The sequence below is a fragment of the Paenibacillus polymyxa genome, from assembly GCF_015710975.1.
In the GTDB taxonomy this organism is placed as follows: Bacteria; Bacillota; Bacilli; order Paenibacillales; family Paenibacillaceae; genus Paenibacillus; species Paenibacillus polymyxa.
This window is the reverse complement of record NZ_CP049783.1, coordinates 3,563,888-3,578,696: the sequence shown is the minus strand read 5'-3', so window position 1 is coordinate 3,578,696 and position 14,809 is coordinate 3,563,888. Positions and strand designations below refer to the sequence as shown.

The 14,809-nt window shown below is 44.6% G+C and carries 15 protein-coding genes; 4 read left to right on the top strand and 11 right to left on the bottom strand.

Features of this window, described 5'->3' with window-relative positions; all coding sequences use genetic code 11:
• The first annotated feature begins 102 nt into the window (after positions 1-102).
• On the top strand, positions 103-1,302 hold the full coding sequence (locus G7035_RS27690) for an endo-beta-N-acetylglucosaminidase (protein WP_256620794.1): 1,200 nt from the start codon (positions 103-105) through the stop codon (positions 1,300-1,302).
• Positions 1,239-2,849: an endo-beta-N-acetylglucosaminidase gene (locus G7035_RS16010; protein WP_256620795.1), complete on the top strand. Its 1,611-nt coding sequence runs from the start codon at positions 1,239-1,241 to the stop codon at positions 2,847-2,849. Before G7035_RS27690 ends, G7035_RS16010 begins: the two co-directional genes overlap by 64 nt.
• Positions 2,850-3,002: 153 nt before the next feature.
• Here G7035_RS16010 and G7035_RS16005 read toward each other — a convergent pair whose 3' ends face one another.
• The 9 genes from G7035_RS16005 to G7035_RS15965 all read right to left on the bottom strand — a co-directional run bounded on the left by G7035_RS16005 (position 3,003) and on the right by G7035_RS15965 (position 12,638).
• A complete protein-coding gene (locus G7035_RS16005) occupies positions 3,003-3,539 on the bottom strand; it encodes an SMI1/KNR4 family protein (protein WP_019688167.1) in 537 nt (178 codons plus the stop codon).
• A gap of 53 nt (positions 3,540-3,592) precedes the next feature.
• On the bottom strand, positions 3,593-4,027 hold the full coding sequence (locus G7035_RS16000) for a hypothetical protein (RefSeq protein WP_019688168.1): 435 nt from the start codon (positions 4,025-4,027) through the stop codon (positions 3,593-3,595).
• Positions 4,028-4,055: 28 nt separating this feature from the next.
• Positions 4,056-4,715: a DUF2625 domain-containing protein gene (locus G7035_RS15995; RefSeq protein WP_019688169.1), complete on the bottom strand. Its 660-nt coding sequence runs from the start codon at positions 4,713-4,715 to the stop codon at positions 4,056-4,058.
• Between the two features lie 35 nt (positions 4,716-4,750).
• Positions 4,751-5,269, bottom strand: a complete 519-nt coding sequence (locus G7035_RS15990) for a hypothetical protein (protein WP_019688170.1) — start codon at positions 5,267-5,269, stop codon at positions 4,751-4,753.
• 30 nt (positions 5,270-5,299) lie between these two features.
• Positions 5,300-6,460 (bottom strand): immunity 26/phosphotriesterase HocA family protein, encoded by a 1,161-nt coding sequence (locus G7035_RS15985; protein WP_019688171.1) that lies wholly within the window; start codon positions 6,458-6,460, stop codon positions 5,300-5,302.
• 56 nt (positions 6,461-6,516) lie between these two features.
• Positions 6,517-7,551 carry a phosphotransferase gene (locus tag G7035_RS15980; RefSeq protein WP_019688172.1) on the bottom strand — a complete coding sequence of 345 codons (1,035 nt, stop codon included), beginning with the start codon at positions 7,549-7,551 and terminating at the stop codon, positions 6,517-6,519.
• A 90-nt stretch (positions 7,552-7,641) separates the two neighbouring features.
• Positions 7,642-8,640 carry an AraC family transcriptional regulator gene (locus G7035_RS15975; RefSeq protein ID WP_019688173.1) on the bottom strand — a complete coding sequence of 333 codons (999 nt, stop codon included), beginning with the start codon at positions 8,638-8,640 and terminating at the stop codon, positions 7,642-7,644.
• Positions 8,641-8,668: 28 nt separating this feature from the next.
• Positions 8,669-9,862, bottom strand: coding sequence for an MFS transporter (locus G7035_RS15970; protein WP_019688174.1), 1,194 nt, complete (start codon positions 9,860-9,862; stop codon positions 8,669-8,671).
• A 28-nt stretch (positions 9,863-9,890) separates the two neighbouring features.
• Positions 9,891-12,638 carry an alpha-L-rhamnosidase gene (locus G7035_RS15965; RefSeq protein ID WP_019688175.1) on the bottom strand — a complete coding sequence of 916 codons (2,748 nt, stop codon included), beginning with the start codon at positions 12,636-12,638 and terminating at the stop codon, positions 9,891-9,893.
• A gap of 278 nt (positions 12,639-12,916) precedes the next feature.
• Between G7035_RS15965 and G7035_RS27405 the strand changes: the two genes are divergently transcribed.
• Positions 12,917-13,099, top strand: a complete 183-nt coding sequence (locus tag G7035_RS27405) for a hypothetical protein (RefSeq protein WP_019688176.1) — start codon at positions 12,917-12,919, stop codon at positions 13,097-13,099.
• Positions 13,092-13,916 carry a hypothetical protein gene (locus G7035_RS15960; RefSeq protein ID WP_019688177.1) on the top strand — a complete coding sequence of 275 codons (825 nt, stop codon included), beginning with the start codon at positions 13,092-13,094 and terminating at the stop codon, positions 13,914-13,916. The genes G7035_RS27405 and G7035_RS15960 overlap by 8 nt, the downstream gene beginning before the upstream one ends.
• Positions 13,917-14,045: 129 nt before the next feature.
• On the opposite strand, the gene G7035_RS15955 is transcribed toward G7035_RS15960, so the two are convergent.
• On the bottom strand, positions 14,046-14,453 hold the full coding sequence (locus tag G7035_RS15955) for a hypothetical protein (RefSeq protein ID WP_230877312.1): 408 nt from the start codon (positions 14,451-14,453) through the stop codon (positions 14,046-14,048).
• 16 nt (positions 14,454-14,469) lie between these two features.
• Entirely contained in the window at positions 14,470-14,796 is a 327-nt protein-coding gene (locus tag G7035_RS15950; RefSeq protein ID WP_016821768.1) for a hypothetical protein, read from the bottom strand.
• Positions 14,797-14,809: the final 13 nt, after the last annotated feature.

The following is a 14,809-nucleotide window of genomic DNA, read 5'->3' as shown; positions in this document are numbered from 1 at the left end:
GATTTTCTTTAATTTAAACGCTATATCTTTAATTTATCCTCTATGTAAAAACCGTTTTATTGATTATCTTTAGGGAGATAAATACTCGTTAGGGGATGAGCTATGAAACGTAACAAGGTTCACAAGTTCGCTTTAAAATGGACTGCTCTGGTTTTGACTTCTGTCCTGTTCAGTCAAACCCTCTCTCCATCCGTGTATGCAGGCGATACCCTCCCGTATAAAGGAGAAAGCGCCAAAGGGCCGAATCAGCCTTATCAGCATGGATACGCCAGCTCACATATTTTGGACTGGACTCCCACCCAAGATGTCTATGGAGATATGCTTCGCGCCCGTGTCCCACTGCAACAACGAAACAGCCCCTTTGCAGCCACACAGGCTCAGTCTGCTTTAAGCCCTGACACGCAAATGTTTACACTCAGCGGCGATTATGGTAACGCTTTTTTCGATAGCTATCCCTATACCAATAAATTTAGCCAATATTTGTTCAATTACTGGCAGTATACCGACTATTACGGCTACTGGCATGGTATGCCTACCGCCCATGTCCCTGAAGAGCTATACGATCCACAAAAGGATTGGACGGAAAAGTGGTTTGAGTTCGGCATTCTGAACATTCCAAATCCGGGTTATACGAATGCGGCGCACAAAAACGGCGTTCTCTCCATCGCCTGTATCTTTTTCTCGGATAATGACCGTGGACCGCAAACGTATAAGCAAATGCTCGTACAGGATGCTCAGGGAGAATTTTTAGTAGCCAAAAAATTGATCGAAATGGCGAAATTTTATGGCTATGACGGCTACTTCATCAACCAGGAGGAAGCTTCAAAAGGCGTAGCTAAGGAGGACATCCCGCGTTACAAGCAGTTTATGAAATACTTGCGGGATCAGGGCATGTATGTGCAATGGTACGACTCCACCGTAAACGAAACCGGTAAAATCGCTTATCAAAATGAGTTTAATGCTGTGAATAGTCCTTTTGTCAAAGACAAGCAATACGGACAGGTATCCGATTCTATTTTTCTGAATTATTGGTGGGACAAAGCGAAGCTGAAAAGCTCCCGTGACCATGCCAAGCAATTGGGTCTGAACCCTCTTAAAACTGTTTTTGCCGGGATTGAGGGCGGGAACGGTGACTTTGGCAGATGGAAGCAAAAATACGACCTTCGTCTGAACATTGGTGATAACGGGCAGCCGATGAACAGTATCGCAACGTTGGGAGCCGATTTCACACATAATGCGTGGATGAAGAGCTTGGCGGGCAGGACACCAATCGCAGAGCTGACAATGCCTATCAATGGATGACCTTTATCCGCGACCGTGTCTGGTGGTCCGGTCCGAATCAGAATCCCGTTCGTGCACAAAGAAACCCAAGTGTAGATTTGTCTGATGTAAAAGCTTCAGGTGCAAACTGGGACGGTATCGCGGCATATATCGCCGAACGTTCTGTCATCCGTGGCTCCCATTTTAACACCAGCTTCAATACCGGCCATGGCTTGCAGTATGTAGTGAATGGAGTTGTTTCCAATCCGAAGGAATGGTCCAACATTAATATTCAGGATATCCCGGTGACCTGGCAATGGTGGCTCGATACCAAAGGTAAACCGCTCTCGGTTGACTACGACTATGGCCCGAATTATACCAAAGGTACTCGGTTTACCTATCAGCCTGTGGGCGCTTATCAGGGCGGCAGCTCCCTTGTCGTTAATGGAGAGCTGAATTCAGATAACTTTTTACGCCTGTATAAAACGGATCTGTCGGTTAATCAGAATTCAAACTTGTCCATCACGTACAATAAGCCTTCCTCTGATGACAGCTCAGTACTGAGCATCGGACTTATGTTCAAGGATAACCCCGGCCAAGTCGTAAAAGTCAGCATCCCTAACTCTGGTAAACAAACCACGGGCTGGGTTAGCCGCAATTTGGACTTGAGTCCCTATCAAGGAAAAACAATTGCAGCTTTCGGTTTATCTTTTGATAATACGAATAAAACAATCAAAAACTATCAGATGAATATCGGCCAAATCAAGATAACAGACGGTTCTGCCCGGAAACCAGCCGCGCCGACAGGATTTAAAATCACCAAGGCACTGACCGATACGAACGAAATGCTCGTAGCCTGGGACCTTGAGGATTACTCCAAAGTTAAACAATACAATCTGTATGAGAACGGTTCCTATATCGGCGGAATTTATGACTCAACCTATTATATTAAATCCCTAAACCATAAATCTTGTGAATTAATGCTTACCGCAGTTGGGGCTGATGGAACGGAAAGCGAACCGGCTCGATTAAGCTACGATCTGAATGCTGCCGTCAGTCATATTAAGGTGGAGACGAAAGAAAACGGGGAGGCTACAGTAACGTGGAAAAATCCCTCTAAAGCGGACGGAACGGTTAAATTGACCTTAATCACCGACTATACGGACACCGTATTCCATAAAACCATTATGGCGGACAATGGCGCTGAAACGGCTACGTTTACCGATCTGCCCACAAACGGTGATCGCTATACACTACGTATCGTCACCGGCGATCATGAACCTGTAGCCTATACCGGGCATCTCGCAGACACGATGATAGAGCCTTATGCAAAAGAGAATGTGACGGTCACCGGATCAACGTATACGCTTGCTCTACCCACCTTGAAGGACTGGCATTATTTATATGTATACGAAAACGATGTGCCCAAACTATTTGGTGTAACTTATGTATCAAAAAAGTTTCCTTACATTGTCCGGGGAAGAACAAAATTAAGTGAACTCACTTTTACCCCTACTTCTCGTACCAGCTCGCTAAAGATCGTGCTTGAAGATTACGCTGGCAATCAGGCCACCACATATGTAAGATAGCTTGGTGCAAGAATTCCGAGACCGTCGATTCGTTGTTCAAACAACTAGCTCAAATTCAGCTATAGGGACGTGAGCATACGGCACAATAGCGAGAAGTCCCCAATTCAATAGACTTCTCGCTATTGCTATATATTGGGCAGGATCATGCACCTATCAATATAATTCCCATTTTTCCGTACACAGCTCTATAAATGAATGGGCAACCTGTTCACATTCGTCATACCCCAAGCTACCAGAATGAGCAAAAAGAATGGGGTATTCGTTGTTTCTTTTTTCCTCTCTCATATCAAACATATAGTGATTTCCACTACCATCCATCGCAAACGACACGGCACCGGGCATATACTCTGGCAGCTCGTAGGCGAGGTTCATTTCTCTCAAATCCTCGGTATTGAAAAATTGAAAATAACGTTCTCCATTTTGAAATTCCCCGCCATTAGAGTATTTCAGCAATTCTATGTAACTATCAGGAAATTGTTCTTGGGGCAGATGCCAGCCCACAGGATCTAGCGGTTTATATTGATCATAAAATGGAGACGATTTCGGGAAAGGGTTCACTTGTCTTTGTTGGATTTCGTGAATTTCCTGCTCCGATAGCTTGATGTTCCATGTGCTCAAAAAATCCCCGATTTGTTCACCAGTTGCTTCCGGGCATTTTACAAACTGTTGCTCAAAATGAATTCTCCACATAATAACCAACCTCCCTGCCTTGACGTCTCTAAAAGTTGTTGTTGCTACCTTTTTCAACCTTCTCCATCTTTTTCAACCCATTCAGCCACACTTTCATGAGGTTGAAGGTTCTCACGTTTATAGTAAAAAACGGTCTTGAGCTCGTAATCCAAGCTTTCAGCAGCAATAAAAAATCGAGTGCCGAACGTTTGATCCTCCATACAAATCACAGGCCCCTCATGAAATCCGTAAGAGACGGTTTTTAACATTTCCAATTCCTTGTCATTAGCCAGTCTAAAGCATTCAATTGAAAATACACCGCCCGGACAGGAAAGAAACGAGACCTCGTAAAATGTAATCTCTATGTTGTGATAATAGCTAAAGTCAAAGCTCCCTGCTAGTACCAGCTTGGGGCGACTTGTATAATCATAAATGTAGTAATGATCAATGTTATTTTGAGAAAGTATTTCATTCAGCTGCACCAGTTTGGATTGAATGGAATGATTCATGATCTTATGTCCCCCTCCCCACTCGCGGCTATTCCCGATCCGTCACCGCCTGCCACGCTTCTGTTATGGCTATAGGTGATTTGTGGCTGGTCTCTCCGCCACCTTCCTGAGTCCATAGCGGCGGATAATAAGCAAATACCTCTCCTGGCTGAAGTTGCTCCATATCCGACTGCCAACCATTCCAACGGAATGTCTGGTAGAACAAGCCCAAATCTCCCTCAGCCAACCAGCTCAAGAAACCGGAATAGGCCAGTTCAGTGGATTCCCACTCCAATGCATCCGGTGCAAAATAGTAGATGTGGCCGCTGCGTCCAAACTTCCCTGTATCCAATCCAAAGAAGCCACCTGCTGCATCATAGGCCACAATCAGCATTCCCCCAAGTGCAGGGACGCTCACTGGCTCTTGCAGCCCGTTCCACGAAGCCAAACTACCGTAAATTTCAGGCCCACCTGCACCCAGTAAGGTGATCCATCCGTGGTCAAATATGATCCCTCCTGTTTCATAGGCAACCGTTCCCAAGTACGATTTTGTGCTCACTTGCAAACGGTAGAGCGAATCTCCCCTAGCAGATTCCGATTCTGCCAGTACAATACGATATGGATTATTCCCTTCTTGCAGAATATTTCTGACCTCTTCCCATGCATGGTTGTCCTGATCCACCAGCTCATCAACCGTTAACGTATGCATATCCATTCTCCTTCCTGTATTCCGATATCCATCTTTCAACCTGTGAACTGATTTTCGAAAACCTGCGTTTGCTCTAAAATCACCCAATGATTCAGCTCGTCGTAGCCTTGGACAATCGCCGTGATCTCATGCCTCGGATACATCCACTCAGATGGGGTCTTTTCCGCATATGAATGGGTGTCTGCCAATCCGACTGCATTGTGCTGGAAAATATGAATAAGTGTTCCGTGTGGAAAAAATGCTTCAATATATCCGCTTACCTTAATCCCAACCGGCAGTACGGTTTTGACTTGATGCCATTCCTTGTTAAAGGTGTGAAGATTGCTAGACCAGATTTCTTCAAACTCTTTTTTTGTAATTTTCGTATAATAGGGCTCTGTATCATCAATTGCTTTCTCGGCTAACAAGAAATGATATTGCTCGTGCTTACGATTAGAAGCAATAAAAGTACCGTCATCTTGGATCACAATTTGCCGATAGGCTACGCCGTCTGAGTCTATTTCAAAATACCAGGTTCCCATGCCTGGTTCCGGACAATCTTTAAGATATTTCATTGGCCCCTCCTAAAAGGATGTATAACCGTGTCATTTCTTCTTTCTTTTTCCGCTATAGATTCTTGTCAAGTATGCGAGATATTCCGAACGCGTCAGGCCTCCCGTTTGGCGGTTGAACTCATCGTACGAAATGTCTTCCGGGAATCCGAATTCGGCCAGTGCTTTTCGACGCTCCTCCCGATACAACGGATTATCCAGCGTTTTGTGCCACTCCCCCTCTTCCCAAGGACCAAAACAGTCCGTAATAATACCTGAATACACACCGTTATTTAAAAATTCCCGCGAAGACTTGAACACTGTCTCCCCTTCCGGTTTGGAAATTGTGCCCGTTCCCCAGGACAGCCTATATATTCTTTCTTTACTGCTATCCGTGCTAATGCCGTAACCCATCGGAAACACAATATCCTCTTCTACCAATGCTTTATGCCCTACCCACTCGTAGGACCCTCGCATAAAGGAATCATCCATAACAATCCAGGTTGTATCCGATAACGGGGCGGCTGTGATGGATTCTAAAGTTATTGAACGGTCACGACTTGTACACAAATACGGACGTACGAATAAAGGCATCGTCATGACACTGTTCCATATGCTCTCCTTTGCAAACAACTGATCCTTTTGCATTTGGCGCAAATCACCGACGACCAATACATACCCATCTGTAAAAAGGTCTATTTCCACACGAAAGATGTCTCCTGGAATGGTTTTATAGCGCTGGTTTTTCATATGCTTTAATCGATCCAGCTTTCGATCATAATCGTTAGGCACAAGTGACGGGTAACGTTGAAGCCAATCCATGATCTCTTCTTTACTATGTAAATGCTCACATCCAGTGATGGGCAATCTCACGCCAGTTTTGCTATTCACAGCAGTAACATAACTAATAGGACGATCTCTTCGAATACCTGCTGAAAAGGTCACACCTTCTGCTGAGATGCTCGAAACACTTGTATAGTTCAGTTTTTTCTCTTTGCCACGAGCCGTTTTAGGCAGAACAACTGCCCGATCACGGGTAAAAATCTCTACATCAGCTTCTCCATAAGCATCCTCTTTGGAAGAAATTCGCTTGCGAATAACATCTCCATCCATACAAATAAAATATCCTTCTTTAATTTCTACCACGTCCCAATGTTCTTCCAGCGTCTCCAGCCCAAAATAGGGTCGTAACGCGTTGGTTAACCAACTATTCATATGCTCCTCCTGTTCCGAGTTTAATTCAATAGACTTCATTTCTGTTATTCCAGAAATTATAACATAACACGGCATGTAGCTCGTTTATTCATACATTGTTCCGCTTGGGCCAACTCCTCCTGAATCCAGCTACTGCTGGTAGACAGTTGGAGCAAGTCGGCTGTGATCTGTTTGGCCTGTTCTTGCAATACGTGTGGCTGATCTGTTCCTTCCAGAAAGCGACTCACAAAATGAAGAAATACGTCTACCTTTCTAAGCAGCATCAACACAGGCAAAGCGTCGATCTCGGGTTGGCTTAAACGGATCTGGCGGCTGAAGCCCCGACAAAAATCACGAACAGCCGTTGTCTCCTCCGGTTGCCCCAAAAATCCTGATAAGATGACCGCCGGTTCCATCACCCGAACGTCTAACGTGCAAAATTCAAAATCAAGCAGTGCAGCCACCTGGCTATGATCAGAATCCTTTACTAATAAATTAGAAGCGTTCAAATCTCCATGTACAAGCTGATGCGGCAACTCTTCCAATGCTTGAAGTGAATCTGTAATCTCTTCATATACTTTTCCTATCAGGCGCAGCTCTTCATGTAAATTCTTGAGAGGCTCCGGCGGGTTTAAACAAAAGCCTTGGATTACTTCCGGGCTACATAATGGATAGGATTGCTGCAAAGCATAATACGGCCGATAGACTGGGGTCATATCAAGATTAAGTGTTGCAAGTACAGCAGATAGTTCACCAGCAGCCTCGCCAAAAGAATGGGCAAAGCTAGGGTCCTGCTCCAAGGGTGATATACCTTCTATGTATTCGAATAGACACACATATTTGCCACTATCCTTGTCAACCTGTGCAAGTGTCTCTCCTGTAATCGTTCGAATTGGCATTGGAACCCTGAAGGATAGAGATTGCTTGCTCAGCGCCTGCAAAACCGCATGCTCAAATTCAATTTTGTCCCGATCCCTGTGTGTATCGTAGACGCGCAGCACCCCGCTTCGCCCACCGCTCTTAACAAAATACGTCGTATTATTCCAGCCCCCGGTTCGTCTTTGCAATGTTCCATTCCACTCTGGCCAGTTCCGTCTTAGTACCGCTTCCAAGGATATCCCCCTTTACATTACTAGCTTATGAATTTGCCGATATTATAACATATAGACGCCCAATTCAAATTGGACGTCCTTGTGTATTCTTCATTTTCTCATTTGTTTGTTTCGGATATTTTGCGGGGTGGCACCATACGCGGTCTTAAATTTTTTATAGAAAAAACTCATGCTGTTATATCCAACCTGCTTAAATATCATTTCAAACGGCAGGTTGGTATTCACAACCAAAGAATAGGCGGCATTAAGCTTAATGTTGGCAATGAGCTGAGTGTAAGTAAGACCCGTTACTTTTTTTAACTTGTTACTTAAATACGTGCTATTGTAATTAAAATGGTTAGATAATTGCTGAAGGCTTAAATGCTGATAATGCTCTTCCATATAATTCAGAATAGAGGTAATATGATTTTCCTGTTGGTTTACATGAATATTATGCTCGCTTTCCAATACACGAACCAATTCTCCAAATACAATTGGCAAATAAGCCTTGACCAACTCCATAGAGTCCTCTTGCCTGGAAAAATATTCGATTAAGATTCTACGCAATATATACTGAAGGTTCTCATTATGCTGCGACTCAAAAATAATAAAGTGATTATGATGCTGATGCTGGAGGACAGAGTTGGCGAGAAACTCGCCGATCAAACTTTTTTTCTTGGATAGCCGCTGTAGAAAGAGGGACGAGATCGTTTCTCTTTGCAGCAGGATATTAATCAGTATATCGTTTTCTCCCAAAGGAGAGATGCTGTGCGGCACATCCTTATCCAGAACACACACTTGACCTTCACAAAGCTGAATCTCTTTGCCTGCTATAATTTGGTTGCATTTACCTGAGTAAACATAGTTTAATTCAATAAATTCATGCATGTGCTCTAGCATCGGAGCAAACCTGTTGTGCTTGCTAATATAAATATCATGTTCTCCGAAAAAGAATAAAGCGGGCATTCGATACATATTCAGATTCATATCAAAAAATCGCTCATTCTCCGATTCTTTGGAGAGATCATTAATCACCTGATTGCTTTGTTGTTGCAGAAGCTCAATTTCAGTTTTACTTCTCAGCAACTGATCCAGCTCATGAAGGTTCATAAACACAGACTCCTCCTTCAGACTCCCATTAACTGTGAACTGCCGTCTGTGTTTTGCTTCCCTTTCCTCTAATAGCGATTCCCAGACAGAGGAGCGCAGCAATCATAAATACAATCGCAGAGACGAGAAAGGAAAATGAGGCAGTTTCATTCCCAGACAACACCCCAACTAACTTGATAACATAAGGCGAAGCAAACGCTCCCAAATTGGAGCCTACCATTGCAATCGAAATAGATATCGTCTCACTGCCTTTAGGTACGATTTTAGTTAGTATCGTAAAAATATAAGGAATAAACAGCGCAAAGCTAAAGCCAATGATCAGCATGGCAACCGTAACCATGGTCACATTCTGAGCAAACCACAGCAGGACAAAACCTGTCGCTGTTAATAAACTGGAGATAAAAGGTGCGTAATTTCTGAACCATTTATATATTCTACCAAACAAGAAGCCTGCAATCATGGTTGATAAGGAGAACAGCGTTAAAGCGGTCCCTAAAAATCCTGCATTAGGCATACTCTTCTCAGCAATCATAATGCCTGTTTTGGTATACACAATCATAATAAAAGTCATAAACAGAAAAAGTGCAGCTCCTAATCCAAGTACAGATAGAGATATTCCCCCACCTCTGTGACCCGTTCCTATGGAGCTCACTGTAGGCTCCTCGCGCTCTGGTTCAGGGATGATAAAAAAGAATAACAGTGCGATCGGAATCGTGATCGCATAGCACAAAAAGGCAAACGGCCAGTCGATTAGGGCAAGCTGTCCTGCCACAAAGGTAGCCAAGCTGCTTCCGAGCCCTTGTACAGCGCTTTGAAAGCCTACCAATTGAGCACGTTCGTCCCCTTCAAAAAAATCACTAATTAAACTGACAGCCAGTGAATTGAACATCCCCAGACCTGCTCCTAGCACCAAACGCAACGCGAGAATCCATGTAATATTCGTAGTGAGCATAGGAAGTATTCCGCCGATGACCACGAGCAAAAGTCCTAGCAGGACTGTATTTTTTTTACCCAGGCGAGAAGAGATCGGACCACTCAGCAGCACAAACAGCATCATCGAGAAGGACGGGATCGTAACTACGCTTTCAATCAGCGAACTGGAGACTCCCGGTAATTGGTTCAGCATCATCGGGATGACAGCCGAAATAGCACTCGCTGATGTCAGGACTAAGGAAATAGACAGCAACGCCGTTTTAAACCATATTTTGTTTTTGATATTCATCAAGCTTCTCACCTCTAGTCTATGTTATTTAGCCCTGGTTGTATTTGTACTGGAACGTATACTGTCCAGATCCGACGATAAACGTCAATTCATGGTCTCCACTCTTTTGGAAAGTCGCCTGTTCTCCGGTAGAACCTAATTTTCCGGCCAGCTCTCGTGGCACATTACCAGGCGGATACTGAATGGACGGGTATTGTGTGGTAATGGTCTGTTGTAGCGCATCCAGCTCCATAACGCCTGGAAGCGTAATCTCAGCTGTCGTATTATGTGGTACGTGAACCGTCATCTGCATTACCTCATTCACGATTTCCCAATGGACAGCAAGCGCACCATATGGTGTCTCCAGCTTGCCATGGGCCGAAGTAAGATTAATAGGCGGTTTGGGTGCTAACCGTGACTTTTTGTAGCCCGCTTCAAGCACATCGATTCCGGCAATATTTTGGTACATAAAGTCTCCAACTGAACCGTACGAATAGTGATTGAACGAATTCATATCAGTGCTCCAGAAGGAGCCGTCCACTTTGATGCTGTCCCAATGCTCCCACATGGTCGTGGCCCCACGTTCAACCTGATAGAGCCAGGAAGGATAATCTTTCTGGAATAAAATTTTATAAGCTACATCTGTATAGCCATTGTCGGATAAAACTAGGCATAGATAGGGCGTGCCCACAAAGCCGGTATCCAGATGCATATCATTTTTTTCTATCAGCCGTACGAGCTCCTGGATCACTTGCTTTTTATAGCTTTCTGGTACCAATCCGAAGTGCAAAGCCACAACCTGTGCAGTTTGGGTATTCGAAGTCAGCTTGCCAGCGTCATCAAAATAACGGTCCGCAAAAGCGGCTTTAATCCCTTCATGCAGGCTTTGATAGGTGTTGTAATCGGTATAGCGATTCAGCAGTTTGGCCGTCTGCGCCAAAATATGAGTCGAATACGCAAAGTATGCAGTCGCTACCAGCGTTCCATCGGTCGCTCCAAAATAGCTTCCTTCCTCGCTGTCCAGCGCCAACCAGTCTCCCAGTTGCAAACCACTATCCCACAGATGCTCCTCAGTCCCCTGGGCACGGATATAATCGACCCATGCTTTCATACTGTCATACTGCTGAGCCAAAATCTGCTTATCCCCATAACATTGATAGATCGTCCACGGACATATAACCGCCGCGTCCCCCCATGCTGCCGTCGTTTTGTCCATATTATCTGCAAAGGTTCCTTTGAGGACGTCCGGCACGACAAAAGGCACAGCCCCATTCTCCAGCTGGTTGTAAGCCAAATCTTTCAGCCACTTTCGGAAGAAGGAAGCACTATTCATATTGAAGCTGGCCGTTCTGGCAAAAATCTGTGCATCGCCGGTCCAGCCTAATCGCTCATCACGCTGCGGGCAATCGGTCGGCACATCCAGGAAGTTCCCCTTTTGCCCCCATACAATATTGTGCTGGAGTTGATTGAGCTTTGGATCGGATGTCTCGAACAAGCCAATTGTCTCCATATCTGAATGCAAAACAACGCCCGTAAAATCTTCAATGTCTACGCCAGCCGGAAAGCCCTCAAGTTTCACATATTGGAAGCCTTGAAAAGTGAAATGCGGCCTAAATATCTCCGTCCCTTTGCCGCTGCAAATGTACGTAATCTGCTGCGCTGCATCCCGAATGTTATCTCGGTAAAAGTTCCCTTGCTGATCCAGCACTTCACCATGTATCAAATTCAGAACCGTACCCTCAGGAGCTTCAACTTTAAATTCCAGCCAGCCTACCATATTTTGACCCAAGTTAAGAACCAGTTCGCCTTTAGGCGTTTGAATCAGCTCAACAGGCTTTAATCGGTTCATTACACGGACAGGCTCGTTCTCCTGAGCAACCAGATGACTTAACGGAAACGGGACGACCTGCATCATTTTCCGTTCATTCAAGGAGCGATGCTCGCCTGCCTGCTGCTCCAATCGGGCATCATAGATTTCGCCGTTATAAATATCCGACATCAAAATGGCACAGCTCGTTTCCTCCCAGGAAGAATCTGAGCAAATGAGTTCTGAACGGCCATCTTCATAGCTAATCTTCATTTGAAATAACAAAGCATTCGTGTTCCCATAGGTATCCTTGCGCTTTTGCCAGCCTAGATAGCCGCTGTACCAGCCTTCTCCTACCGTGGCTGTGATGCGATTATGTTGTTCTCGAATGGTAGAAGTCACATCATAGGCTTGCACCTGGACACGATCGTTATAATCTGTCCATCCCGGGGTAAAATAGGCATCGCCTACTCTTTGTCCATTTAGCTCCAGCTCATATAGACCAAGGCTTGTGGCATAAATGACTGCTTTTTTTACTTTTCCCTCAACTGAAAAACACTTGGAGGAAGCAAAAGGGGCTCTCGTCTGAAACTTTTCATGGAGGCTACGTTCCTTCACTGTAATCCATTGTGCCTTCCAGTCCTGCTCATGGAGCAGTCCCATTTCCCAAAAGCCAAACTCACTCCATTCCGATTCCTCCGGTTCGGTGTCCCCCGCTCCCTGAGCCCAAACTTTTACCCGGTAATAATATCGTTGTCCTGATTCCAGTGGAGGGCCTTCATAGGGAAACAAAATGGATTGCTCCGAATAGGAAAAATGATTCCAGAGCAGCGGTTCAAAAGCAGGATTTATGGATACCTGCAATTGGAAGCGTTTTTGGAAAACGTATATGTTGTCAGATTCAATTTGCCAGCTTAGTCGCGGCTTTAGGCAGCCCAGTCCAATCGGATTGTTTAAATGTTCACATCTAAGCGCTTTCACTTTTAGCATTCGTATGTCCTCCCTGAGGTCTTCTTTTGTGTTTCTATACTCAAATTAAAACGCTTCCAATAGTTGTGCGCAATGTTGTATCCCTGCATGTTGTATGCTTGATTTACAGGTGTTGAATGTCCACCCCTTATATTGAATCTTAAAATGGGTTTATTAGAAAAATATGTACGTGTATACAGCGCTGCTATACTAAGCGATCCCGTCTCAAAAGGAAATCGCTTGTTTTATATACATATGGATTGTAGTATTAAGCCGATCAAGAAAGGAGAATCACAGTATTGGAAACGAACTACAAAGGGCTGCTGGATCAGATGATGGCACCCTATGATGAAATGCTGCAGAGTCTAATAAGTGATCACGCCGATTTTTCGAAGGTTGACTATTTGGAGCAACACAATGAGGAATATGGAAAAAGTGATGCCAACTATACCACGCTTGAAGGTGCTTTTGGCTATGTATAATCGTGAGGATCGAGATGCCCCGCATTACGAACCGATTGTGAGAAGGCTGCTCGTGAATGAGATTATAGACAGGGAAACGAACAGTTTTCAGGGGATTGGCGATGCTCTGTATTACGCCATTTTTTTACTGCAAAAGTATGAGCGTGAGCAGGACCAAATTTTGTTCCAGCAGGCTAAGAAGGCCAATTTCGATACATATGCCGGGTTTGACCCTGAGTTGATTTTGGAAACATATTTGTTCAGCAAAGATACAGCTGATCTTGAGGATTGCATCAATATCGCGAGTGAGCTCGGAGAAGATATGTATCTATCATTATTTATCGATTTGTGGATCAGAGAGCAGACGGATTGGAACAAAGAAAATTTACAGGCACTCGTTTATCATGAGAGATGGCGCAACCATCCAGAAGGTGAAATTGAAGCCCTTAAAAAGCTGGCCGAAATGGAAAAAACAGAAGGAAATCATCATAATTACTGTTCTACTGCATCTAACTTGGCAGAGAAGTTCATTGAAACAGGTCGATTGGATGAAGCGTGGGAAACGATGGTAACCATTATTCCGCTTATTACGAAGGAAAAAGAATGGTTCCTGTACGGACTTGGTCGCAATATTATTACCTCCTGTATCCATATCATCTTGCATTTTGGGGCAAAAAGCCTGCAGACCTCTTCATTATGGCAAACAATAAAAGGGATTCTTCAACCTGCCGCTAACAATATGGGGACCAATCAATATCAGCTTGCTGTATCTGCCAGCAAATTTATGGGAGATACCGAATTGGAGCAAACGTTAATCAGAAACCAAAAGCACCGTTAATAATCCAGTTGCAACAACGAGACTGTCGCGTGTACTGCAAAGAACCAGGCACTCGACTCAGTGGCTCGCCGTCCGGCGCCCCTCGAAGCGAGGGGCAGCGAAAATACGGATTGCAGTGCATGGCCTTCACTACAGATTTCCGGTCACGATAATACCATCTGCTTGCTTCAGATGCGCTCTGACCCATGCTGTAAAGGAATCAATAAATAGGCGTAATTCTGGCTCCTTGGCAGGCCAAGTATCCAATTGTGTTAATATTTCATGCCATACCGACGCCTGAATCGGATTATCCCAGCAGGGGTCAAAAGCCTCATACGTTTCTCCCGTATCAGGATCGACAAGTGGATATTTGGACTTTAACGCAGACAGCACGATATCAAAGTCATCTGCGTAGATGAATATCATCTCCTCCAGCTTCGGTTCATCAGTATCCCCATAACGCAGCGGTTCAAAAGTATATCCAATATTGGCTCGTGGACCGCTATAGCGATAGATTAGTGCCTGAATCTCTTTTTTGTCCTTCTTACTCAATCTCACCCACCCCTTTCTTCGGCTATAACTCGAACCAATCCGCAGCGCATTTCTCTTCTTCCAGCACCCTGCACATTCCTTCCCTCAACCTCATCGCATCTCCGCCGCCGATATGAAATAGACAATAGATATAAGGTTCATCATCTTCTAAATCTTCAATATTTCTTGCCTCTTCCAATGAAATCTGGAGCGCTTCAGGCCAATCAGAATTATTCTGAAGCAGGACAAAGCCATCCTCATCCCTTTGCATCCGATATCCGTCAATCCTAGGCAATGCTTCAGCTAAGCGTTCCATTAGCGCTTTAATATCCTTAACATTTGCGACCTTAATTCCATACTCCCAACCCATCTACATTCCTCCA

What these genes read in the sequence shown, in the direction of transcription:
- G7035_RS15990 (WP_019688170.1), bottom strand. Translation starts at nt 5,269, where the DNA reads ATGAAATATCTTAAAGATTGTCCGGAACCAGGCATGGGAACCTGGTAT.
- G7035_RS15985 (WP_019688171.1), bottom strand. Translation starts at nt 6,460, where the DNA reads ATGAATAGTTGGTTAACCAACGCGTTACGACCCTATTTTGGGCTGGAG.
- G7035_RS27690 (WP_256620794.1), top strand. Translation starts at nt 103, where the DNA reads ATGAAACGTAACAAGGTTCACAAGTTCGCTTTAAAATGGACTGCTCTG.
- G7035_RS15975 (WP_019688173.1), bottom strand. Translation starts at nt 8,640, where the DNA reads ATGAACCTTCATGAGCTGGATCAGTTGCTGAGAAGTAAAACTGAAATT.
- G7035_RS15950 (WP_016821768.1), bottom strand. Translation starts at nt 14,796, where the DNA reads ATGGGTTGGGAGTATGGAATTAAGGTCGCAAATGTTAAGGATATTAAA.
- G7035_RS16005 (WP_019688167.1), bottom strand. Translation starts at nt 3,539, where the DNA reads ATGTGGAGAATTCATTTTGAGCAACAGTTTGTAAAATGCCCGGAAGCA.
- G7035_RS15965 (WP_019688175.1), bottom strand. Translation starts at nt 12,638, where the DNA reads ATGCTAAAAGTGAAAGCGCTTAGATGTGAACATTTAAACAATCCGATT.
- G7035_RS15970 (WP_019688174.1), bottom strand. Translation starts at nt 9,862, where the DNA reads ATGAATATCAAAAACAAAATATGGTTTAAAACGGCGTTGCTGTCTATT.
- G7035_RS16000 (WP_019688168.1), bottom strand. Translation starts at nt 4,027, where the DNA reads ATGAATCATTCCATTCAATCCAAACTGGTGCAGCTGAATGAAATACTT.
- G7035_RS15995 (WP_019688169.1), bottom strand. Translation starts at nt 4,715, where the DNA reads ATGCATACGTTAACGGTTGATGAGCTGGTGGATCAGGACAACCATGCA.
- G7035_RS15960 (WP_019688177.1), top strand. Translation starts at nt 13,092, where the DNA reads ATGTATAATCGTGAGGATCGAGATGCCCCGCATTACGAACCGATTGTG.